The following is a 21,585-nucleotide window of genomic DNA, read 5'->3' on the forward strand; positions in this document are numbered from 1 at the left end:
TTCTATTTATGTTTCTTTAAAGATAAAATTATTAAAACACCCCTAAAGTCCCCTCAAGGGGACAGGTTCTTAACACGTTTATTTATAATGTCCCCTTTAGGGGACTTTAGGGGTGTCAATTTAAAAGCTTTTAATCTGTTTGAATTTCAAGCTCATATTCTTTAATTAAAAATGCAATTAAACGTTTGTTCTGCTCCATTAGGTTGTATCGTATTTTTCTGAAGAACTTTATCATAATCTGTCATTCCTGCGCATGCAGGAATCTATTTATTTCATCATTGCTTGTGGATTCCTGCATGCGCAGGAATGACAAGTTAGTGTTTTTTGTCATTTCGAATGAAATGAGAAATCTCATCATGAGATTCTTCGCTTCGCTCTGAATGACAGTTTTACTGGATAAAGGTGACTCTATCAATTAAACCATTATTAACTTCATAAATGGCAATGGCATAAAACGTATTTCCGTTGACCGTTACTTTTTCTTTGTCAATTACAGTATTACCAATAGCAATACGCTTTACAATTTCTGCATTAAGATCTGGGATTCTATCAAACATACCACCATAGGTGTTACGCATAGGGTCTAAACCTTTTGATGTTTGTGTATTAGGAAATGTATTTAGCGTTACATCTTTAGTATAGGTTTGTAAAAAAGCGTCAATCTTTCTTTCATTATAGGCAGTTAACTGCTTATTTACAATAGGTAATGGGTCTTCCTTGTTTTCGGGCTTAATAAAAGTAACTTTAGTTATTTTTCCTCCATTAACTTCATAAATGGCAACCGCGCTACGGTATTCTCCATTTGCTAAAATATATTCTTCATCAATTACTTTATTGCCTAACACCATTCTGTTTTTTATAGTACAGTTTAAGTCTGGCGTAGTTTTAAAATAGTTAACAAAACGTTCTCGCATTTTAGCTTTGTTCTCGTAACGTATTTTTTCTGGGAAATAATTAATCACCACATTGTCACTATAGGTAGCCATAAAAGCATCTAAATCTCTATTATTATAGGCTTCTACTTGTTCTTGTACAATTTGTTCTGGTGACACATCAGAAACCAATGCCATTAAAGTACCTATAGCATTTGTAGTAATTCTGGTAATATTCTGTAAATCTCCACGCTCAAATACTTTAAAAACATTCCAATTTGTATCTGTTTTTGGGTTGAATTTATAGATGGTATTGCCTTTGGGCATTAAGATAGTACCATCTATTAACCAGCACATATCTTCAGTTTGAGGTAATGTGTTGATGATTTTTTTAGATTCCCCAGTTTTAGGATTCATAGAGTTGATACTCCATACATCTTCATTTTTATTGATATAACTGAATAGATTAGAATTAGGTATTTTATGTAATGAACGACCAATGTTTTTTGCTAACGTTTTATTGGTTTTATTCTTAATATTAGATATCACTAATGACGATTGGTCTCCCAATACAAAAGATGCTAATTCTTCTTTAGACAACCACACATAGTACCCAATCACCAAATCTTCAACCAGAATATTATCTTTTCCTGTATTAAAATCGTAACGGTAGAGTAGTTGCTTACCATCTTTATCTAAGCGAATAGACGAAACAGCTTTTTGTCCAGTAATTTTTAATGGTGAATATTCGCTACCATTAGGCGTGCTATTTATATAATTGATTTTTTTATCTCTTATATTGTATTTGGCAATATCGGTTTGTCCATTTCTTGTAGATGCAAAAAGCAAAATATTATCGTTATAAAAACTAGGCTGATTATCGTACCCTTTGTTATTAGAGACATTAAGGCCTTCTGAAACGGAATAACTTCCGTTAACAGTTGATAATTTAAAAAGGTGTACATCGGTATCAGGCTGAGCCATTAATAAAAACGGAAAGCAGAAAAATAAGAGCTGAAAATTACGCATGGATTTATATTTTTTTTAAAGATAAAAATTTTAGTTAAGCTTTTAGAAAACACACAAATCAAACAGAAGCTTTGAGATATATTATTACACGCGAATTGTTATTAATTAAGATGAAATAATTAGAGCAAAATTATTTAATACGTTTTTGCTATGGTTTCTATTTTATTGAGTAGCGTTTTAAAGTGTATCTCCTTAGTAAAAGGATTCATTATAGTACATCTTAGATATGTATTATTCTTAATTTTTGTTTGAAGAATGTAATAATCACCTTCTTTAATTAAGTGCTGTCGCACAGTTTCATTAACTGTATTAAGTGATATATCGTTTAAATCAGAATCAAAATATCTAAAACATACAATATTAGACATAGGTTTAACGGCCAATTCAAACTTAGGATTAGCTCCTATTAATTTAGCAAAGGTTTTACCAGAATCGTATAACGTTGTTACAAAATCATCAAAAATAGAAACGCCATAATGTTTAATAATGGCATACCAATGAATAGACATCATATGTTTTGTACATTCAAAAGTACGCTTAGCGAGATTATACCATTCTTTATGTTCTGAAAGCTCTAATAAATAGTCTGCTTTTTCACTAAAAGTATTATAAGAATGGTTTTCATTTTTAAAAAGCAATGCGGTTGTTAATGCAGGCATCATCAACATTTTATGACCATCAATAATTACAGAATCTGCATGCTCTATACCTTTTAGAAGTGGTTTGTAAGTTGAAGAAAAAATAGCACTTCCGCCATGAGCCCCATCAACATGATACCATATTTGTTTTTCTTTAGCAAAAGACGCTAAGGCTTCTAAATCATCATAAGCTCCTGTTGCAGTAGAAGGTGCATTACCAATTAAAGCAAAAATATCAATGCCTTTACTTTTTGCTTCTGCATATGAAGTTTCTAAAGCAGAAACATTTACTGAAAAGTTTTTATTAGTTGGGATCTTTATAACATTGGCAGTACTTAATCCCATAATAGTAATAGCTCTGTCAATACTATAATGGGATTGATCAGAAACCATAACTCCTAAATTAGAGTGGTTTTCATTGCCAAAAGCTTTTTTTGCACTTAATAAAGCTGTAAGATTTGCTAAGGTACCACCCGCAGTTAAGAAACCTGTACTTTCGTTTGAATACCCAATATGTTTACAAAGTAAATCGGTAACGACACGCTCTATGGCTGTACCAGCAACTCCCATTTCATAGATGCCCATACCGTTGTTTAAGATACTCATGGCTAACCCTGTTAACCCCATTAAAGGTAGCGTAGGACTTATTTGGTGACCAATATATTTAGGATTGTGTAAATTAATAGAATGTTGAATAAGGTTATCGAAGAACGATTCAGAAGTTTCGTTTTCTAGGTAGTCTTTCCAATACGTTAATTCATCTTCTGGTGGTGCCCAAAAAAGCGTTTTTTTATTTGTATTGTTAAAACTATCGTTGAGGTGGTTGGCAAGTTTATCAATTAATAAATGCCCGTCTTTTCTAAACGATTCAGGGTTATAAGCATTTTGTAAGCGTTCTAGTTTTGTCATAATACAAGTACAACAAAATTAAATAAAAAAAAGCCGCTTTCAATTAAGAAAACGACTTATAAATGCGTTTACTTTATTTAAAAATTGTTTTAATAACACTTTTATAGGTTTGCCCTATAGGAATCTGTTTATCTTTTAAATGAATACTATTTCCTTCTACTGATTTTATCTTCTGCTTTGATACAATAAAAGATTTATGAACTCTAATAAAATTTGAAGATAGTTGCGTTTCAAAATCTGAGATTTTCTGTAGTGTTACAATTAACTCATCTTCTAAATGAACTTTGCAATAATTGCCGTAGGCCTCAATATATAAAATGTCGTTTACATAGATTTGATGTAATCTTTTATCACTTTTAATAAATAACTGTTGTTGCTGGAAATGGGTTTCTTGAGTATTTGTAGAATTAAAGTTTAAAGGCTTAATTTTATTTACTGCTTTTATAAAGCGTTCTATACTAAATGGTTTTAATAAATAATCAACGACATCAAACTCGTAACCATCTAGCGCAAACTCTTTATAAGCTGAGGTGATGATTACTTTTGGTGGATTTGATAGCGTTTTTAAAAACTCAAACCCCGAGAGTTTTGGCATATTGATATCTAAAAACAACAAATCAACCTGCTGTTCTTGCAATAGTTTTATAGCTTCAAAGGCATCATAACAATTTCCTGTTTTTTGAAGGTGATGCATTGAGTCTGCAAATCCTTCAATAATGCCGTGGGCTATAGGCTCATCATCTATAATTACATATCGTATCATTTTAATTGAATAGTTAATTGCGTTTTATAAACAGACGTGTCTTTGTGTATCAATAGTTCGTGTTTTTTAGGGTAAATAAGTTGCAATCTACGTTTTAGATTTTCAATACCTATACCAGTTTGCGCATTCTCTTTAACTTCAAAATTATTTTCAACACTAAAGATAAGTGTCTTCTTTTTAACAATCAATTCTAGGTTTATGTAAGCATTATTAGTCAAACTTTCTACACCGTGTTTAAAAGCATTTTCTAATAACATTATAAATAAAAGTGGTGCAACTGAGATATTCTCTTCTTCTATTACTTTAGTAAATGTAATATTAACGGTTTTTTTATAGCGAATTTTATGTACTTCAATATATTGCTCTAAATAATTAATTTCATCTTTTAATAAAACCGTTTCGTTTTCACCTTCATAAATGGTATAACGCATTATTTCTGATAATTTTAATATCACCTGTGGCGCTTCATCCGATTTTTTAATGGCTAATCCGTATAAGTTATTAAGCGTGTTAAAAAAGAAATGAGGGTCTATTTTACTTTTCAGTAAAGCCAATTCTGCAGAGGCTTTATCATTTTTTAATTGCTTGTATTGTTTCCACATTCTAAACAACCACGAAAGAATTATATATCCTAAAAGCGCAATAAAGGTTAGCTGAAAAATCGCAAAATACATATCATATTTATAGAGATACTCTAGCGAAGCCATTTCACCTAAGTTCTTGAATATTAGCATTCCAATAATGCATATAACGCCAATGATGATAGAGATAATTGAGCGGAAACTTATTTTTAGAGAGGGAATCACACTTTTTAATTGAATTTTTTGTTTCCACAAATTAAAAATCCAAGAAAGTATGATATACCATAAAGTAAGAAAGAAAAGTAGTCGAAATTCTCCAAACAGATTACCTTGAATCTCTGACCTAGAAAGCTCCTCTTTCCTTGTGTAAATTAGCATTCCCAACAAAGAACTGAAGATTAAAATCCCTAAAATTAGAGTTCGAAGATGTTTTTTAAAAAATGGTTTCACATCCCAAATGTATTGTTTTGAGGACTTCATAACAATTAAATTGACAAACATTGCTTAAGAGCTTATGAAAATATCCATTTTAAGGATAAACCATAGTTTGTCTAGAGTTTCTAATAATCTGCATATAAAATACAATGGCTTATCATAAAATTTAGTAGTTACAATAATGAGTGCATAGGTTTGAATATTAATTAAAAAAATGATTATGAATCGAGCCTTATTGAATTTATGTGCACTGTTATTTTTTTTATCATCAAATAACATTATCTCTCAAGAGAGACATAACTTAGAAATTCAATCTCAATATCCGAAAGAAAAAAGACAGTTTACTGTTCATTTGCCAGAATCTTATAAGAGTAATACATATAAGAGTTATCCAGTTATGTATGTACTTGATGGACAAGTTGCAGAATCTTATGTTCCTGCTGTAACCAGAATTTTTGCTGACCGAGATCGTGCTCCAGAAATTATAATAGTAACATTACCATCTCTAGGAAATAGAGGTAGAGACTATACTCCTAAAGGAAAAGGAGATGATGGAGTTACGTCTGGAGGAGCTAATCAGTTTTTGAATTATTTAGAAAAAGAATTGATTCCTTATATAGACAAGAATTATCGAACAGAATCTTTTCGAATATTATCAGGTGAAAGTAGAGGTGGATTATTTGCATTGCATAGTTTTATTCAAAAAGCGGAACTTTTTAGTGCTTATTTTATCTTCAGTCCAGCACTATATCATAATGATCAAGAAATCATTCATCGCCTACAAAATTTTTTAAGATCAGCTTCTGATTTAAAATGTTTTTTATATATGAATATAGGTAATGAAGGCGATATTTTTAAAGTTGCATTTGATAGCGCTTGGGAAACTTTTAAAGAATATCCGGTTGAAGGATTACAACTCAATATTGAAGTCTTGCCCTATGATTATCATGGACTAACATCTATATCGGGACAACACCATGCTTATAGCGAGCTGTTTTCTAACTGGCGAACTCCTTTTGAAATAGTACAAAATCAAGGTGCTAAAGGTGTTGTTTCTCATTTTGAAAAACTTTCACAACGATACGGTTATACAGTTAAGCCGCCCGAAGATTCCAATAATAGTTATGGTTATACTTTTCTTCGCCGTAAAGAATATGATGTGATGCTAGGTTTGTTTGAACTGAATGTAAAATTATATCCAGAATCAGCAAATGCATATGATAGTCTTGCAGAAGGACTTGAAGCTTTAGGTAAATTTCCAGAAGCTATTAAAAATATGCATAAAGCATTAGAAGTAGTTAAAGACAGTGACCCAAATTTAAAGCTATATCAAGAACATTTACAAAGGCTCTTAAAAGAGAATTAATACGCTTATTCATTATTCAATCTTAAAACAACATTTATGAAGAATTACATCACTTTTCTGTTTATTACAGTCAGTTATCTAGCATTTACTCAAAACAATCAAAGTACAACAGTTTCAAAATTCACAGCCACTCTAGATGAAAAAATTCCACTACAGTTAAAAGAAAAAAATGTACCTGGAATGGCTATTGCCATTATTGAAGATGGACACATTATTTATAAAAAAGGAATTGGCTTTTCAAACACTCAAAAACAAACAAAGATTACCTCAGAAACAGGCTTTAATATTGGTTCTATTTCTAAACTGTTTACGGCTTGGGGTATTATGAAACTTGTTGAGAATAATAAAATAAATTTAGATGTTCCTGTTGAAAATTATTTAACACGCTGGAAACTTCCTAAATCTGAATTTGATAGTAAAAAAGTTACCGTAAGGAGTTTATTAAGTCATACGGCTGGGATATCAGTTCACGGTTACCCAGGATTTCATCCAGATGCCAAATTACCCACATTAGAAGCCTCTCTAAATGGCAAAAATGGACCTGTTAGAGAAAATGAAAAAGTAGAAATAGTCATTGAACCAAACACAAAGTTTCAATATTCAGGAGGTGGTTATACTATTTTGCAATTACTAATTGAGGAGGTATCTGGTAAATCTTTTGAGGCATACATGCAAAAGGAAGTCTTTAAACCCTTAAAGATGAAGCATACCAGTTTTAGTATAACTAAAAAACTATTAAAAAACTCGGCAACACCTTATGATGCAAATGGTAAAGAAGTTTATATTGAAGTATTTACTGCAAAAGCTGCTGCTGGTTTACATACCACTTTAGAAGACATGCTACTCTTTGCTAAAGCTACTATAGAGGGGAATTCTGTTCTTACAAAACAAACCATTAACGAAATGACAAAAATAGTTCCAATAACTAAAACTAAAGGCAGAGGACAAGGTTTAGGCTACAATGCCATTATTTTAGGACCGTTAACTGTTAAAGGGCACGCAGGCTCTAATACAGGTTGGGAATCTGGTTTTATGTTTGATTTCACCACCAATAATGGGATTATTATGCTTACTAATGGAGATAATGGAAAAGATGTGGCTATTGCTACATTACGCGAATGGGCTAGATGGAAAATGAATACAATGCAATCTAAAAACTAATATGAAATCTCTATTAAAAGTCATAGGATATTTATGGGTAACGCTATTGTGTTTTGAAGTTCAGGCTCAAAAAGACACACTATTAGTATCAGAAATAATGCCTCTTCAAAAGGAAATCATGTCTAGGTTAACAGGAAAGAAACCCATAAAAGATTCCATTTACATAGGACAAAGGGCATCACCTCGTGAGCGTGAGTTAACTGTCGAGTTTTTATCACAACAACTCACAGAAATAGGTTGGCAATTGGATAATCACCATTACAAAACAACAAACGGAAATCCGTTTTTAGATTTAATATTAAGCCCTGCAAGTGGTGTGAATATATCGGCAGTATTGCCAGCAACTAGATCTAGTGATGAGTATGTGATTTTCGGTTCGCATTATGATTCTGAACGCGATTGTCCAGGCGCCATAGACAATGCTACAGGCGTTACATTAAGTTTAGCAGTAGCTTCTCAATTGGCACAACTTAAAGAACGCAACGTAAATTTTATAATTGTACTTTTTGATCAAGAAGAAGATGGTGAAGTAGGAAGTAAAGCCTATGCAAAAATGCTACAAAAAAGTAAAAAGAATGTATACTCGGTACACACCATAGATATGATGGGTTGGGATGAAGATAATAATCGCGGTTTTGAAATAGAATTACCATCACTTGATTTAGAAAGGTTTTACAAATCTGAAGCTGAAAAATTTAATATCCCGTTATACACAACTAAAGTAAGCTCATCAGATCATAAATCGTTTATAGATAGAGGCTTTAATACCGTTGGTATTTCTGAAGAATATGTAAAGGGTGATACTACACCACATTTGCATAGACCAACAGACACCTATGAAACCGTAAATTTTGATTTTTTAGCATCGTCTACACAGTTTATATTTCACATATTTAAAACACTAGCACAATGAATATAATTCAGAAATTAAAAGGTTGTAATCCCTACGATTTGCTACTTATTTTAAGTTTTATGCTTATTCTAATTAAAGGTCTTGAATATGTATTTATCGGTATACTATATCCATTAGTCATAAGTGCAATCTTATTAAGTCCATTTGTATATTGTTATTTTAAAAAGCGATGTACTATTTCAAAGACTATAAAATACTGGAGTCTATTAATTTTATGTTATGGTGTAGTACGAATTCTGTTAAACACCATCATTTATATCGATTCAAGAGGAATTCCATCTGAAGCTTATTATCAATTCACATTAAAATATTCAATTATAAGCATATTATATGTGGTAATAGGTGTTACTCTATTCAGAAAACGCAAACACATATTTCTTAACTTAAGTCAATGAAATTATATGTTGAATAGAATAGCTTTAGAAGATTAATCAAAAAATCAACAACAATGAATTCATACAAGACATCTGCAATTGCAGTAGGGATGCTATTTATTATAACCACACTAACATTTATGATAGGTGATGGTATTTTACAAGAACTCTTTAGCCATTCAAACCTTTTGCCAGTTATATCAGATAATTCATCTAAAGTGGTTTTAGCTGTTTTACTTCAATTAATTTGCGGGTTGGGTGTTGTAGGTATAGCAGTTATTATGTATCCTATTTTTAAATTGTATAATGAAAGAATTGCTATTCTATATGTAGGTAATCGAATTATGGAATGCATTATTATTGCTATAAGTGGTATTAGTTTATTGTCTTTGCTTTCATTAAGTAGAGATCATTTAGTCATATCAGAAGATGCAGCTTTACCCTTTTTAAGGGAATATCATGCTACATTTTTAATGTTATCTTTAGTACTTGGTTTTGGAGCTTTTGCATTTTATTATCTGTTATTCAAATCGAAGTTAGTTCCTCGACTTATATCCGTTTGGGGTATTATAGCTGTTATACTGATGGTAATAGGGTTGGTATTAGATATGTTAGGTTATTCACCTCAATTACTTTTATACATTCCTATGGGATTAAATGAACTATTTTTAGGATTTTGGCTTATATTTAAAGGATTTAATACATCAGCATTTAAAACTAAATTGGCATAAGGTGTATTTGATGCATCATAATATGGAAAACGAACTTGTAAAATATATTTCTAGATATACAACTTTAACAGAAGAAGAAATCAAAGCTGTTAAAGAAGAAATCCCTATTCGCACCTTTAAAAAAGGAACTATTTTATTGAAAGAAGGACAAATAGCAACAGAATGCTATTTTAATATAAAGGGATTGGTAAGACAATATTATGTAGTAGATGGTGAAGAAAAAACAACGTTTTTCTATACAGAAGAATATGCTATTAGTGGCACACCAATGAAACCTTCTAAATATTATTTGGTATGTGAAGAAGATTGCACATTAACCATTGGGGCCTATGATGCAGAAGAAGATTTTTTTAAACGATTCCCAAAGTTTGAATCCTTATGTCGTGTCTTATCAAGTGAATATTTTGAATCTTATGAGGATTTATTAGCTGCTTACATTATTCAATCACCAGAAGATCGCTATTTAAATTTGCTAAAAGAACGTCCAGATTTAATAGCGCGCGTGCCTCAATATCAACTAGCAAGCTATTTGGGTATTACAGCAGAATCGTTAAGTCGTATTCGTAAACGAATTTTATTTAAAAGTAACGGTTGTCATTAATATATTAATTCACTCTCACACCCTTAATTAATAACCAAATAATAAATATAAGTTCAGCTAATCCAGAAAACAAAGCGCCATAAGATGTAATGGTTTCAAAACCCGGAAATAAAAACCCTGTTAGCATATTAATTAGATATCCAAAAGTTGCAATCATTAATAAAATGCCGATAATTTTTGGAATAAAACCAGATTTATAAACCAAATACCCTAGAGGAAATAACCACAGACCAAAGAATATATGTGCAATAGCATATCCTACATTATGTAACTCTAGAAATAGCATTGATAGTGAATGTATTTGAGATGTATTGAATGTCTCTAGGTATTGACCTTTCAAAATCGTTAATACAGCATATTGGTTTAGCATATTAAGACAAGCAATAGATATACCTACTATAGCCAACAAAAACATCACTTTTGCATAAATTTTACTAATCGATTTTAGTAATCTATATAAAATCAATAAGAGAAATATAAAGCACGTTAATTGTATAATATCTGCTACAAAACCAAAACGAAATAAAAACTCGTTAGATAATATATTGTTAGATGTTACTTCGGCGTCATTATAAACTATAAGTTTCATTCTAACCCCAAAATGAGCAAAACCACCAAAAATAGCTACAAGTAAATATAAAAAACCAGCTTGTCTCGCAGTTTGCTTAGTAGATTTCATCGTAAATAAAATTTAAATATTGAGACTTAAAATTAATATACTCTAGTTCTAATTCTATTGACTTTAGTTAAGAAATAAAAATTAACTCAAATCAATGAGCTAACTTTTTTTGCTTTTTGATAAAGCTAATTTTCTAATAATTTATTAATATGGATTTTATATAGTTTACCAATTGGTAAGTCGTTATCTTGTAGTTTAATTAGATTGCCTTTTATACTTTTTATATAGGTTTTGTTTATGATGTAAGATCTATGAGTTCGTATAAAATTAGTATTAAGATTGGTCTCAAAAAATTTTAGAGATTGATGAACTACAATAGGTTTTTGTGTGTTTAAATGCACTTTTACATAACCACCATAGCTTTCTAAATAGATAATATTATTAAGATTCACTTGATGAATTTCTTTATCACCTTTAATAAATATAGATTGGTCTTCGGCATCTACTTTTACATTTGTATTAGAAATATTTGTTTTAAGTTGTGCAACTTTTTGATAAGCTTTTAAGAAACGTTCGAAGCTAAAAGGTTTTAATAAGTAATCGGTTACTGATAATTCAAAACCTTCTAATGCGTATTCTTCATAAGCAGAAGTAATGATAATAGCAGGTGGATGTGTCAACATTTTTATAAAATCTAACCCTTTTAGTTTAGGCATCTTTATGTCTAAAAAAATAAAATCTACTTTATTGGTATTTAAAAATGAAATAGCTTCAACAGCATTATAAAAGCTTTTTAGAATCGTTAAATCTTTTAATTCTTTAGCATAATCTTCTATAATATGATGTGCTATAGGCTCATCATCAATGATAATACAAGTCATAGTCTATTGATGAATTAAAAGATCAAATTTATAAATCCCATTGTTTTTTGTAACTTTTAATTCGTGTTGGTCTTTATAAATTAACTGTAACCGTTTTTTTAAATTTTCAAGACCAATTCCTGTAAATTCGTTAGCAGAATCAATTTCAAAATTATTAGTTATTTCTAATTGAATTTTAGATTCATCAGCTATTAAAATAATATCTATATATGCATCATTTAAAACGGTGTCTACGCCATGTTTAAAAGCATTTTCTAGTGGTATAATCAATAATAAAGGAGCTATCTCTACATGATTTATAAATATATTCTTTTTAAAATCTATTTTAATGTCTTTGTTTGTTCTTAGTTGCTGTAGTTCAATATAATTTTCTAGATAATCAATTTCTTCTTCGAGGCTTACTTTTGACTCTTTTCCCTTGTAGATTACATAACGCATCACTTGAGACAATTTCAATATAGCTTCTGGAGTTTGATCCGATTTTCGTTTTGCAAGGCCGTATAAATTATTAAGTGTATTAAAATAAAAATGTGGGTCTATTTGACTTTTTAGTAAATCTAATTCAGATTGTATTTGCATGGCTTGAAGCTGACTCGTTTTCTTTTTTAAATATAACCATTGAAAAAGAAAAACGAAGCCGAAAAACAAAAAAATAAATAGAAATAAGTTAATTCTAAAATCAGCTTGTATGTTGATAATCAGAACGATGATTAATAGTGTCATCATTACAACAAGCGACCAATATGATTTGATAAATGTCTTCATTTATGTAAAAGTATCAAAATCTGTTATAAGTTAATGATGTATTTGATAAACACTTTTTAATTAGCATTAGACGTACTCTTTTTTTAGTTAAACGTCATTCAATCTAAAAAAGCTATAATCTAATTCTGTTATAGAGGAGTTTATAAATTTTTTTTTATCTCTTTCAAATTGGTATATAGTTTTACTCAAAACTTAAAATAAATTTTATGAAAGTTCTAATTAAAGTATTTGTTTGCCTATTATTAAGTATAGCAAATCTACAAGCGCAAAATTTAGATTCATTATTAACCGTTTATAGCCAAAATGGTAAAGAAAATGAAATCAACTCAAACTTTAACGGAGTCGTGTTAATTGCTAAAGGAAATGATATAGTATTTAACAAAGCATATGGGTATTCAGATTTTGAAACTAAAAAAACTCTTACTGTTAATGATAAATTTTTAATAGGATCTGTTACAAAACCAGTAGTAGCTTATCTAACCTTAAAGCAAGTAGAAAGAGGAAATATTAAGTTAGAGCAAAACATTTCAGATTTCTTACCCAACTTTGATCATGACAAAGGGAAAGAGATTACTATTAAAATGCTATTGAATCATACATCTGGTCTACCACACTATAGTGGTTTACTACCTTATATAGAAAGTAGAGAAGTGTTTTTTGAATCGGCAATTAGTACAGTTGACTATGTTAGTTTAATTAACAAAGTTGGTTTAATAAATATACCTGGGCAAAAATATCAATATAGTAGTTTAGGCTATGTACTCTTAGGGGCAATTCTTGAAAAAGTTACTGAGCAATCATTTTCAGATATAGTTAAAAAAGAAATAAATGAAGATATGGACTTGAAGAATCTAGGCTTTGTTACGGATAATTCAATAGATATTGTTAAAGATTATAAAATGGAGGGTGATGATTACAAAGAATTTCCTAACAGACATCAAAGTAATACATTGAGTACTGGAGGAGTATACAGCAACAGTATAGATTTATTCCACTTTTTTAACAAGTTAAGAAAGCGTGACATATTAGATACTGATCTAACAAAGGAAATGTTCAAAGAAAACAATAATGGTTATGCTCTAGGACTATATAGAAACGACCCTGTATTATTAAGATATATACCTTCAGCAAGGTACTTTTCTCATGGTGGAAGTGTAAATGAATTCTCAAGCTATGTTATGCTAAATGATGATGGTATAACAATAATTATATTGGCTAGCACAAGACCATTAAACTTACCAAAATTAATAGTTAATATCTACAGAGCATACAAAGGCGAAGATTTATCAACCTCTAATAGAGTCATATTACCTAGTTTAAAAGATGTGTCAAATTTTGAAAGAGAAAATGGTGTAGATGGTGTTATTAAATATCAACAAGAAATGACAAAAAATGCTGGTTATCCTATATATCCATCAGCTAGTTATGTAGTAAAAATGGTAAAGATTCATAGAAATAAAACAAATGTTGAAGCCATTGATAATCTTATCAATACCATAACTATTAAAGAGAATCCGTATGCGGAAGACACTTTGAATCAATTAGGTTATTTGTTGTTTAAAATAGATAAAGAAAAAGCAGAAAAATATTTTAAGAAGACCACAGAACTGTTTCCTAAATCAGCTAATGCTTGGGATAGTCTAGGTGAGTTTTATGAAAAAACAAATCAACCCAAAAAAGCAAAAGCTGCATATCAAAACGCTGTAAAACTTTCTAAAAAGTATCAATTAGAAAATCAAAAACTGTTTATCAAAAACTTAAAAAGAATAAATAATGAGTTGTAATAAAAAAATCATCATTTCAATAATTAGCACACTCATTATTAGTGCAATCATTGGTGCATTTTTATTAGAATTTTATTTGCAATCTAATAAATACGATGAAAGCGTTATACAAACCAGTATTAATTCTAAGATAATGGGAGAAGAACGAGATGTCATTATTCATTTGCCGGAAAATTATGAAGTAAATACAACTAAAAAGTATCCAGTTATGTATGTTTTAGATGGTACGTCTCAAGATATACACACAGCTTTTAAGATTGATATACTATCGAAAGTCAAGTTGTTTCCAGAAGCAATAGTTGTTGGTATACCAAATACGAGCGGTAATAGAAGTAGAGATTTTACACCACATTACATGAAAATTGACGTTGAAGAAGCTAATAGTGATTTAGGGAATGGAGATAATTTTTTGAAATTTATAGAAACGGAGCTTATACCATATATTAATTCAAATTATCGACAAAATGGCTTCTCTAGCATAAGTGGAAATTCTAGAGGAGGATTATTTACATTATATGCTTTACTGGAAAGACCAGAATTATTTGATGCATATATGTGTTATAGTCCAGCATTTTGGAGAGAAGATTATTTAATAGTTAATAAAACAAAAGCTTTTTTTAATAGTGAGCATAATATTAAAACACATCTTTTTATGAGTTTAGGAGATTTGGAAAATGATAAAATGAAGAAGGGTTATAATGCCATGGTATCATTAATAAATGGTTTCAACTATGACGACCTAGATTTTAAACATCAAATTACTAAGAATGCGAACCATCAAAGTAATTCTTATAAATCAACTGTTTATGCTCTAGAGTGGTTAGGGAATGTTTTACAAAACTGAAAAACTAACTTATGTAAAAAATAAAAAAAGCCACTTTCAATTAAGAAAGCGACTTTTCCAGCTATTAATTAAGGTATTAACCTTAAAAATTGTAACGATTATCGGCTTTTACTTTTTCAGCAATTTCATTTCGTAAATCAACGATATCTGGGTAATTCTGATATTTTGTATAACGTTTTAATCCCATTAGCATCATGCGTTGCTCATCACCTTCGGCAAAAGAAATAATACTCTCTTTTCCTTTGTCTTCAATTGTATTTACAGCATTGTATAAGTAGAGTTTAGACATCGCTATTTGTACAGACTGAGTTTCTTCTCCATAACGTTTAGCATTCTTTTCTGTTCTTAATATTGAAGATTCTGCCATGTATATTTCAATTAATATATCTGCAGCTGCTACTAATAATTGTTGATGCGCTTCTAAGTCTTGTCCGTATTTTTGGACTGCACCACCAGCAACCATTAAGAAGGTCTTTTTAAGTTTCTTTATCATTTCTTTTTCTTCAGAAAATAATTCAGAATAATCTGGTGTTTCAAATGAAGGAATTCCCATTAGCTCTTCCTGAACTGCTTGTGCAGGACCTAATAAATCAACATGACCTTTCATAGCTTTTTTAACTAACATACCAACAGATAACATTCTGTTAATTTCGTTTGTTCCTTCATAGATACGAGCAATACGCGCATCTCTCCATGCGGCTTCCATTGGTGTTTCTTCAGAGAATCCCATACCTCCAAAAATTTGAATGCCTTCATCAGCACAATTCTGTACGTCTTCAGATACTGCTACCTTAAGAATTGAGCACTCAATAGCATATTCTTCTACACCTTTTAACTCAGCTTCTTGATGTGTGTTACCTGATGCTTCACGAATAGCAATACGATCTTCGATATTTTTCGCAGCTCTGTACGTTGCAGATTCACCAGCATAGGCATCAGCAGCCATTTTAGCTAGTTTCATTTTTATAGCACCAAAATCTGCAATAGGTGTTTTAAACTGCTTACGTTCATTGGCATAGTTTACAGCGGTAGTTATGATACGTCTTTGCGAATCTAAACATGCTGCTGCTAGTTTTATACGACCAACATTAAGTGCATTCATGGCGATTTTAAAACCTTCACCACGACCTGCCAGCATATTTTCAATTGGTACAACCGTATCATTAAAAAATACTTGTCGCGTAGAACTTGCTCTAATGCCTAATTTGTGCTCTTCTTCTCCTAATGTTACGCCGTTTGGATTTTTAGGGTCATATTCCACAATAAACCCTGTAATGTTTTTATCGTTTTCAATGCGAGCAAAAACGATCATTACGCTACAAAATCCAGCGTTTGAGATCCACATTTTTTGCCCATTGATTTTATATGATTTACCATCAGCAGATAATTCTGCAGTAGTTTTACCAGAATTTGCATCAGATCCTGCTCCAGGTTCAGTTAAGCAATAGGCACCAAACCACTCTCCAGTTGCTAATTTTGGTACGTATTTTTGTTTTTGTGCTTCTGTACCATATAGTGTAATTGGCATAGTACCAATACCTGTATGTGCACCAAAAGCCGTACTAAAAGAACCTGTTCCAGAGGATATGTAGTCACATGTTAAACATGTAGAAACAAATCCCATTCCTAATCCGCCATAAGCTTCAGGGACAGCAACTCCTAAAAACCCTAATTCTCCAGCTTTACGCATCACCTCTTCAGTAAATGCATAATCTTTAGCTTCAAATCTTGGTTTATGTGCAATGATCTCACGGTCGTTAAATTCCATTACAGCATCTTTCATCATTTGCTGTTCTTCTGAAAAATCTTCAGGTGTAAATATATCTTCACATTTTGTTTCCTTAACCAGGAATTGTCCACCTCTTAATAAGTCTTTTTCTTCTGTTGCCATAATTATATAATCATAAATATTACTAATACGTCTGTTCGAGCGCAGTCGAGAACTACTTTTATTATTATCCGATCAAAAAGGTCTCGACTGCGCTCGACCGGACAGAAATTATTTATTTTAATTTAAAAATTCAAATACGCCACATGCGCCTTGACCAGTACCAACACACATGGTTACTGCTCCATATTTACCTTGCATGTTTTGTTTACGCATTTCATCAAACAGCTGTACTGATAGTTTTGCTCCAGTACATCCTAATGGGTGACCTAAAGCAATAGCACCACCATTTACATTAATGATATCTGGATTTAAATCTAATTCGCGAATAACCGCTAAAGATTGAGAAGCGAAAGCTTCGTTTAATTCAATAAGTGATAAATCATCTTGTTTTAAACCAGCTTGTTTTAATGCTTTTGGAATAGCTTTTACAGGACCAATCCCCATAATTCGAGGCTCAACTCCTGCTGCTGCATAGTTTACCATACGTGCTACGGGTTGAAGGTTTAACTCTTTAACCATCTCTTCACTCATCACCATGACAAATGCAGCGCCATCGCTCATTTGAGATGAATTACCAGCAGTAACGCTACCACCAGCTGCAAATACAGCACGTAATTTTGCTAAAGCTTCTTTATTGGTGCCTTTACGTGGACCTTCATCTTTAGTTACTGTATATGATTTTGTTGCTTTTTTTCCGTTGGAACCAATATAGGTTTGCTGAACTTCAATAGGAACGATTTGATCTTGAAAACGATCTTCTGCTTGCGCTTTTAAAGCTTTCATATGAGAATTATAAGCAAATTCATCTTGATCTTCTCGAGACACATTGAATTGTTGTGCTACAGCTTCAGCTGTATTTCCCATGCCCCAATAATAATCTTCATGACCTGCTTTTACAATGGCATCGTAATTTAATTCAGGTTTAAAACCAGTCATTGGTACACTACTCATACTTTCTGCACCACCAGCAATGATACAATCGGCCATTCCAGCTTGAATTTTTGCTGTTGCCATTCCTATAGTTTCTACACCAGAAGAACAAAAACGATTTACGGTTACACCAGGAACATCAATAACTTCTAACCCCATTAAAGAGATTAAACGTGCCATATTTAATCCTTGCGAACCTTCAGGCATTGCGTTACCGACAATAACATCATCAATACGTTTTGGGTCTAAATTTGGTAATTCCTTCATCATATGCTGAATTGTTTCAGCAGCTAACTCGTCTGTTCTTTTAAAACGAAACACGCCTTTTGGTGCTTTACCAACTGCGGTTCTATATGCTTTTACTATATATGCTGTTTTCATTTCTCTTTTAGTATTTAGTTGTTAGTAATTAGTATTTAGTGACTCACTAATCCCTAATTACTATTCCCTTTTTACTTTTCGCAACTAGTTGCGAAGTGGTTTTCCTTTGGTTAACATATGCTGAATTCTTTCTAGAGTTTTGCGCTCTGTACAAAGCGATAAAAATGCTTCTCGTTCTAGATCTAATAAATATTGTTCACTTACTAGAGTTGGTTCAGATAAATCACCTCCTGCCATAACATAGGCTAGTTTATTGGCAATCTTCTTATCGTGTTCACTTATATAATGGCTTGCTTGCATAGAATCTGTTCCTACTAAAAACATACTTAGAGCTTGCTTACCAAGTACTTTTACATCCTTACGTTTTACAGGTTGCGTATATCCAGCATCTGCCATTAATTTAGCATGTGCTTTTGCTGTTGCAATTTGTCGGTCTTTATTAACGACTACGATATCTTTTCCTTTTTGAAGGATCCCTAAATCGAAAGCTTCATAAGCAGACGTAGCTACTTTTGCCATACCAATCGTTAAGAAATATTCTTGAAGCGTATTTAATTCAACATCACCTTTCTTAAATGTATCAGACGCTCTTAAAGCCATTTCTTTAGAACCTCCACCACCAGGAATAACACCAACACCAAACTCTACAAGTCCAATATAAGTTTCGGCTGCTGCAACCACTTTATCGGCATGCATAGATAACTCACATCCACCACCAAGTGCCATACCATGAGGTGCAGCAACAGTTGGAATAGAAGAGTAGCGCATACGCATCATACTATCTTGGAAATATTTGATAGCCATATTAAGCTCGTCATATTCTTGTTCGGCTGCCATCATAAATATCATACCAATATTGGCACCTACAGAGAAATTAGCAGCTTGGTTACCAACAACTAATCCAGCGAAATCTTTTTCAGCTAAATCAATAGCTTTATTTAATCCTGCCAATACATCACCTCCAATGGTATTCATTTTAGATTGAAATTCTACATTAAGAATGCCATCTCCTAAATCTTCAATAACAACACCTGAATTTTTAAATACTTCTGATGTTTTTCTAATATTATCTAAGATGATAAAACTGTCTTGTCCAGGAATCTTTTCTTGAGATTTTTTAGGAATGTCATAAGCATACGTTGCACCATCTTTAACTGAATAGAAAGATGAACTTCCAGAAGCAATCATATCATGAACCCAATCTGCAGGTGTTAAACCTTCAACTTTCATCATTTCTATTCCGGCTTCAACACCAATTGCATCCCAAATTTGGAAAGGCCCGTGTTCCCAACCAAATCCTGCCTTCATTGCATCATCAATTTTATATAAATCATCAGTTATTTCAGGTATTCTATTTGAAACATAAGCAAATAAGGCGGCAAAACTTTTTCTGTAGAATTCACCTGCTTTATCTTTTCCTTTTACTAATACTTTAAAACGGTCAGCTACTTTATCGATAGTCTTTGTAAGTTCTAACGTAGCAAATTTTGCTTTTTTAGCCGAACGGTATTCTAAAGTGTTTAAGTCTAAACTTAAAATTTCTTTTTTACCTTCAGCATTAACTGTTTTTTTATAAAATCCTTGTCCAGATTTACTACCTAACCATTTGTTTTCCATCATCGTATTGATGAAATCTGGTAATTGAAATAACTCGTGACGTTCATCATTGGGGCAATTCTCACGAATACCGTTTGCTACATGAACAAGCGTATCTAAACCAACAACATCAACTGTTCTGAAGGTTGCTGATTTAGGACGACCAATTACTGGTCCAGATAATTTATCAACTTCTTCAATTGTTAAATCTAAATCCTTAACCGCATGAAATAAACTTTGAATACTAAAAATACCGATTCTATTACCAATAAAAGCCGGTGTGTCTTTAGCTATGACTGAAGTTTTTCCTAAGAATTGCTCACCATATCCATTTAAGAAGTCTAATACTTCTGAAGAGGTGTTTGGTCCTGGTATAATTTCAAACAACTTTAGGTAACGTGCTGGGTTGAAGAAGTGTGTTCCGCAGAAATGTTTCTGAAAATCTTCAGAACGTCCTTCATTCATAAACTTGATAGGAATACCAGACGTATTAGATGTAATTAATGTACCAGGTGTTCTGTGTTGTTCTAGCTTTTCAAAAACTTGTTGTTTGATGTCTAAACGTTCAACAACAACTTCCATAATCCAATCTACGTCTTTTACTTTGGCTATATCATCTTCAAGGTTACCAATAGTAATTCTATTTTTAAATGATGAATGATAGAGTGGTGCAGGCTTAGATTTAATGGATGCTGTAAGTGCATCGTTAACTAATCTATTTCTTACTGCTTTATCTTCTAAAGTTAACCCTTTAGCTTTTTCTTTATCGTTGAGTTCTCTTGGTACGATGTCTAATAATAATACATCAACACCAATATTAGCAAAATGGCAAGCAATTCCACTTCCCATAATACCCGAACCAATAATGGCTATTTTTTTAATTCTGCGCTTACTCATCTTATTTTAAAGTGTGTTCTTTTTGATTGTATATCTGTTTGTTAGAAATCATATTATTAATGATTTCAGCAACCTCATAAAAATGATTCAATTTATCTTCAGAAATAGTGTCTTTTATGGCCTGATTAAATGTTAAAACTCGATCTCTAGAATATTCGCGTTTCTCTTTTCCAAAATCTGTAAGATGAATAATAACTCCGCGGCCATCTTCTGGATTTGGTTTTCTTATAATAAGACCTTTATCTTCCATGGTTTTTAATGTCCTAGATAGGCTAGTTGCTTCCATTCCCATTTTTGGACCTAAAGATGTAGATGGTGTACCATTCTCAGGGTCTACGCTTAATAAAGCAAAACCTGTTGCCATTGTAGAACCAAACTTAGACGCTTCTTCGTTATACATTTTATTGACTGCCAACCATGTGGTTCTTAGCACATAATCTATTGTTTTGTCTTTCATGAAGTATGATTGAAATTCAAAGATAATAAAAAATACTATGCACGCATAGTAAATTTGATTTTTTTAAGAATTACTGTAAATAAAAAACATCTCTAAAATGAGATGTTTAATTTTATTGAATTGGAAATATTTAATAGTTAATAAACTCTTTCCTCAATTTTAAATGA

General features: G+C 31.5%; 19 protein-coding genes. 8 read left to right on the plus strand and 11 right to left on the minus strand.

The genetic code is table 11. From position 1 onward, the window contains the following. Nucleotides 1-389: 389 nt before the first annotated feature. The 4 genes from K8Z87_RS02895 to K8Z87_RS02910 all read right to left on the minus strand — a co-directional run bounded on the left by K8Z87_RS02895 (nucleotide 390) and on the right by K8Z87_RS02910 (nucleotide 4,945). Complete coding sequence (locus K8Z87_RS02895; RefSeq protein ID WP_227475979.1) at nucleotides 390-1,901, minus strand: nuclear transport factor 2 family protein; 1,512 nt, start codon at nucleotides 1,899-1,901, stop codon at nucleotides 390-392. Between the two features lie 134 nt (nucleotides 1,902-2,035). Next, complete coding sequence (locus tag K8Z87_RS02900; RefSeq protein WP_227475980.1) at nucleotides 2,036-3,448, minus strand: pyridoxal phosphate-dependent decarboxylase family protein; 1,413 nt, start codon at nucleotides 3,446-3,448, stop codon at nucleotides 2,036-2,038. A 73-nt stretch (nucleotides 3,449-3,521) separates the two neighbouring features. Continuing rightward, a complete protein-coding gene (locus tag K8Z87_RS02905) occupies nucleotides 3,522-4,211 on the minus strand; it encodes a LytR/AlgR family response regulator transcription factor (protein WP_227475981.1) in 690 nt (229 codons plus the stop codon). Further along, nucleotides 4,208-4,945 carry a sensor histidine kinase gene (locus K8Z87_RS02910; protein WP_227475982.1) on the minus strand — a complete coding sequence of 246 codons (738 nt, stop codon included), beginning with the start codon at nucleotides 4,943-4,945 and terminating at the stop codon, nucleotides 4,208-4,210. The genes K8Z87_RS02905 and K8Z87_RS02910 overlap by 4 nt, the downstream gene beginning before the upstream one ends. Nucleotides 4,946-5,447: 502 nt before the next feature. Here K8Z87_RS02910 and K8Z87_RS02915 point away from each other — a divergent pair. From K8Z87_RS02915 to K8Z87_RS02940, 6 genes are read left to right on the plus strand one after another with little or no spacing between them, the layout of a single operon-like run. Further along, nucleotides 5,448-6,593 (plus strand): alpha/beta hydrolase-fold protein, encoded by a 1,146-nt coding sequence (locus K8Z87_RS02915; protein ID WP_227475983.1) that lies wholly within the window; start codon nucleotides 5,448-5,450, stop codon nucleotides 6,591-6,593. Nucleotides 6,594-6,629: 36 nt separating this feature from the next. Beyond that, on the plus strand, nucleotides 6,630-7,754 hold the full coding sequence (locus K8Z87_RS02920; RefSeq protein ID WP_227475984.1) for a serine hydrolase domain-containing protein: 1,125 nt from the start codon (nucleotides 6,630-6,632) through the stop codon (nucleotides 7,752-7,754). A gap of 1 nt (nucleotide 7,755) precedes the next feature. Next, a complete protein-coding gene (locus K8Z87_RS02925; protein ID WP_227475985.1) occupies nucleotides 7,756-8,667 on the plus strand; it encodes a M28 family metallopeptidase in 912 nt (303 codons plus the stop codon). Next, complete coding sequence (locus K8Z87_RS02930; protein WP_227475986.1) at nucleotides 8,664-9,062, plus strand: hypothetical protein; 399 nt, start codon at nucleotides 8,664-8,666, stop codon at nucleotides 9,060-9,062. Before K8Z87_RS02925 ends, K8Z87_RS02930 begins: the two co-directional genes overlap by 4 nt. Nucleotides 9,063-9,115: 53 nt before the next feature. Beyond that, nucleotides 9,116-9,772 carry a DUF4386 domain-containing protein gene (locus K8Z87_RS02935; protein ID WP_227475987.1) on the plus strand — a complete coding sequence of 219 codons (657 nt, stop codon included), beginning with the start codon at nucleotides 9,116-9,118 and terminating at the stop codon, nucleotides 9,770-9,772. A gap of 22 nt (nucleotides 9,773-9,794) precedes the next feature. Next, nucleotides 9,795-10,373, plus strand: a complete 579-nt coding sequence (locus K8Z87_RS02940; protein ID WP_227475988.1) for a Crp/Fnr family transcriptional regulator — start codon at nucleotides 9,795-9,797, stop codon at nucleotides 10,371-10,373. Between the two features lie 4 nt (nucleotides 10,374-10,377). Here K8Z87_RS02940 and K8Z87_RS02945 read toward each other — a convergent pair whose 3' ends face one another. The 3 genes from K8Z87_RS02945 to K8Z87_RS02955 all read right to left on the minus strand — a co-directional run bounded on the left by K8Z87_RS02945 (nucleotide 10,378) and on the right by K8Z87_RS02955 (nucleotide 12,638). Then, the gene (locus K8Z87_RS02945) at nucleotides 10,378-11,052 is read right to left on the minus strand and encodes a DUF4386 domain-containing protein (protein WP_227475989.1); all 675 of its coding nucleotides are present in this window, start codon (nucleotides 11,050-11,052) and stop codon (nucleotides 10,378-10,380) included. A 125-nt stretch (nucleotides 11,053-11,177) separates the two neighbouring features. Next, nucleotides 11,178-11,873: a LytR/AlgR family response regulator transcription factor gene (locus tag K8Z87_RS02950; protein WP_227475990.1), complete on the minus strand. Its 696-nt coding sequence runs from the start codon at nucleotides 11,871-11,873 to the stop codon at nucleotides 11,178-11,180. Between the two features lie 3 nt (nucleotides 11,874-11,876). Beyond that, nucleotides 11,877-12,638: a sensor histidine kinase gene (locus K8Z87_RS02955; protein ID WP_227475991.1), complete on the minus strand. Its 762-nt coding sequence runs from the start codon at nucleotides 12,636-12,638 to the stop codon at nucleotides 11,877-11,879. A 206-nt stretch (nucleotides 12,639-12,844) separates the two neighbouring features. Between K8Z87_RS02955 and K8Z87_RS02960 the strand changes: the two genes are divergently transcribed. Both K8Z87_RS02960 and K8Z87_RS02965 read left to right on the plus strand, forming a co-directional pair. Then, nucleotides 12,845-14,422 carry a serine hydrolase domain-containing protein gene (locus tag K8Z87_RS02960; protein ID WP_227475992.1) on the plus strand — a complete coding sequence of 526 codons (1,578 nt, stop codon included), beginning with the start codon at nucleotides 12,845-12,847 and terminating at the stop codon, nucleotides 14,420-14,422. Next, on the plus strand, nucleotides 14,412-15,266 hold the full coding sequence (locus tag K8Z87_RS02965; RefSeq protein WP_227475993.1) for an alpha/beta hydrolase: 855 nt from the start codon (nucleotides 14,412-14,414) through the stop codon (nucleotides 15,264-15,266). The genes K8Z87_RS02960 and K8Z87_RS02965 overlap by 11 nt, the downstream gene beginning before the upstream one ends. A gap of 82 nt (nucleotides 15,267-15,348) precedes the next feature. Here K8Z87_RS02965 and K8Z87_RS02970 read toward each other — a convergent pair whose 3' ends face one another. From K8Z87_RS02970 to K8Z87_RS02985, 4 genes are all read right to left on the minus strand, one after another. Next, nucleotides 15,349-17,157, minus strand: coding sequence for an acyl-CoA dehydrogenase family protein (locus K8Z87_RS02970; RefSeq protein WP_227475994.1), 1,809 nt, complete (start codon nucleotides 17,155-17,157; stop codon nucleotides 15,349-15,351). Between the two features lie 117 nt (nucleotides 17,158-17,274). Then, nucleotides 17,275-18,468 carry an acetyl-CoA C-acyltransferase gene (locus tag K8Z87_RS02975; RefSeq protein WP_227475995.1) on the minus strand — a complete coding sequence of 398 codons (1,194 nt, stop codon included), beginning with the start codon at nucleotides 18,466-18,468 and terminating at the stop codon, nucleotides 17,275-17,277. Between the two features lie 84 nt (nucleotides 18,469-18,552). Further along, complete coding sequence (locus K8Z87_RS02980; protein WP_227475996.1) at nucleotides 18,553-20,961, minus strand: 3-hydroxyacyl-CoA dehydrogenase/enoyl-CoA hydratase family protein; 2,409 nt, start codon at nucleotides 20,959-20,961, stop codon at nucleotides 18,553-18,555. 1 nt (nucleotide 20,962) lies between these two features. Next, nucleotides 20,963-21,418, minus strand: coding sequence for a MarR family winged helix-turn-helix transcriptional regulator (locus K8Z87_RS02985; RefSeq protein ID WP_227475997.1), 456 nt, complete (start codon nucleotides 21,416-21,418; stop codon nucleotides 20,963-20,965). Nucleotides 21,419-21,585: the final 167 nt, after the last annotated feature.

This window comes from Winogradskyella immobilis, from assembly GCF_021887715.1.
Classification (GTDB): Bacteria; Bacteroidota; Bacteroidia; order Flavobacteriales; family Flavobacteriaceae; genus Winogradskyella; species Winogradskyella immobilis.

Excerpts from the sequence above, each read along its gene's own strand:
- K8Z87_RS02925 (WP_227475985.1), top strand. The coding sequence starts at position 7,756 with ATGAAATCTCTATTAAAAGTCATAGGATATTTATGGGTAACGCTATTG.
- K8Z87_RS02955 (WP_227475991.1), bottom strand. The coding sequence starts at position 12,638 with ATGAAGACATTTATCAAATCATATTGGTCGCTTGTTGTAATGATGACA.
- K8Z87_RS02900 (WP_227475980.1), bottom strand. The coding sequence starts at position 3,448 with ATGACAAAACTAGAACGCTTACAAAATGCTTATAACCCTGAATCGTTT.
- K8Z87_RS02950 (WP_227475990.1), bottom strand. The coding sequence starts at position 11,873 with ATGACTTGTATTATCATTGATGATGAGCCTATAGCACATCATATTATA.
- K8Z87_RS02935 (WP_227475987.1), top strand. The coding sequence starts at position 9,116 with ATGAATTCATACAAGACATCTGCAATTGCAGTAGGGATGCTATTTATT.
- K8Z87_RS02895 (WP_227475979.1), bottom strand. The coding sequence starts at position 1,901 with ATGCGTAATTTTCAGCTCTTATTTTTCTGCTTTCCGTTTTTATTAATG.
- K8Z87_RS02980 (WP_227475996.1), bottom strand. The coding sequence starts at position 20,961 with ATGAGTAAGCGCAGAATTAAAAAAATAGCCATTATTGGTTCGGGTATT.
- K8Z87_RS02930 (WP_227475986.1), top strand. The coding sequence starts at position 8,664 with ATGAATATAATTCAGAAATTAAAAGGTTGTAATCCCTACGATTTGCTA.
- K8Z87_RS02975 (WP_227475995.1), bottom strand. The coding sequence starts at position 18,468 with ATGAAAACAGCATATATAGTAAAAGCATATAGAACCGCAGTTGGTAAA.
- K8Z87_RS02910 (WP_227475982.1), bottom strand. The coding sequence starts at position 4,945 with ATGCTAATATTCAAGAACTTAGGTGAAATGGCTTCGCTAGAGTATCTC.
- K8Z87_RS02965 (WP_227475993.1), top strand. The coding sequence starts at position 14,412 with ATGAGTTGTAATAAAAAAATCATCATTTCAATAATTAGCACACTCATT.
- K8Z87_RS02915 (WP_227475983.1), top strand. The coding sequence starts at position 5,448 with ATGAATCGAGCCTTATTGAATTTATGTGCACTGTTATTTTTTTTATCA.
- K8Z87_RS02985 (WP_227475997.1), bottom strand. The coding sequence starts at position 21,418 with ATGAAAGACAAAACAATAGATTATGTGCTAAGAACCACATGGTTGGCA.
- K8Z87_RS02970 (WP_227475994.1), bottom strand. The coding sequence starts at position 17,157 with ATGGCAACAGAAGAAAAAGACTTATTAAGAGGTGGACAATTCCTGGTT.
- K8Z87_RS02960 (WP_227475992.1), top strand. The coding sequence starts at position 12,845 with ATGAAAGTTCTAATTAAAGTATTTGTTTGCCTATTATTAAGTATAGCA.
- K8Z87_RS02945 (WP_227475989.1), bottom strand. The coding sequence starts at position 11,052 with ATGAAATCTACTAAGCAAACTGCGAGACAAGCTGGTTTTTTATATTTA.
- K8Z87_RS02940 (WP_227475988.1), top strand. The coding sequence starts at position 9,795 with ATGGAAAACGAACTTGTAAAATATATTTCTAGATATACAACTTTAACA.
- K8Z87_RS02905 (WP_227475981.1), bottom strand. The coding sequence starts at position 4,211 with ATGATACGATATGTAATTATAGATGATGAGCCTATAGCCCACGGCATT.
- K8Z87_RS02920 (WP_227475984.1), top strand. The coding sequence starts at position 6,630 with ATGAAGAATTACATCACTTTTCTGTTTATTACAGTCAGTTATCTAGCA.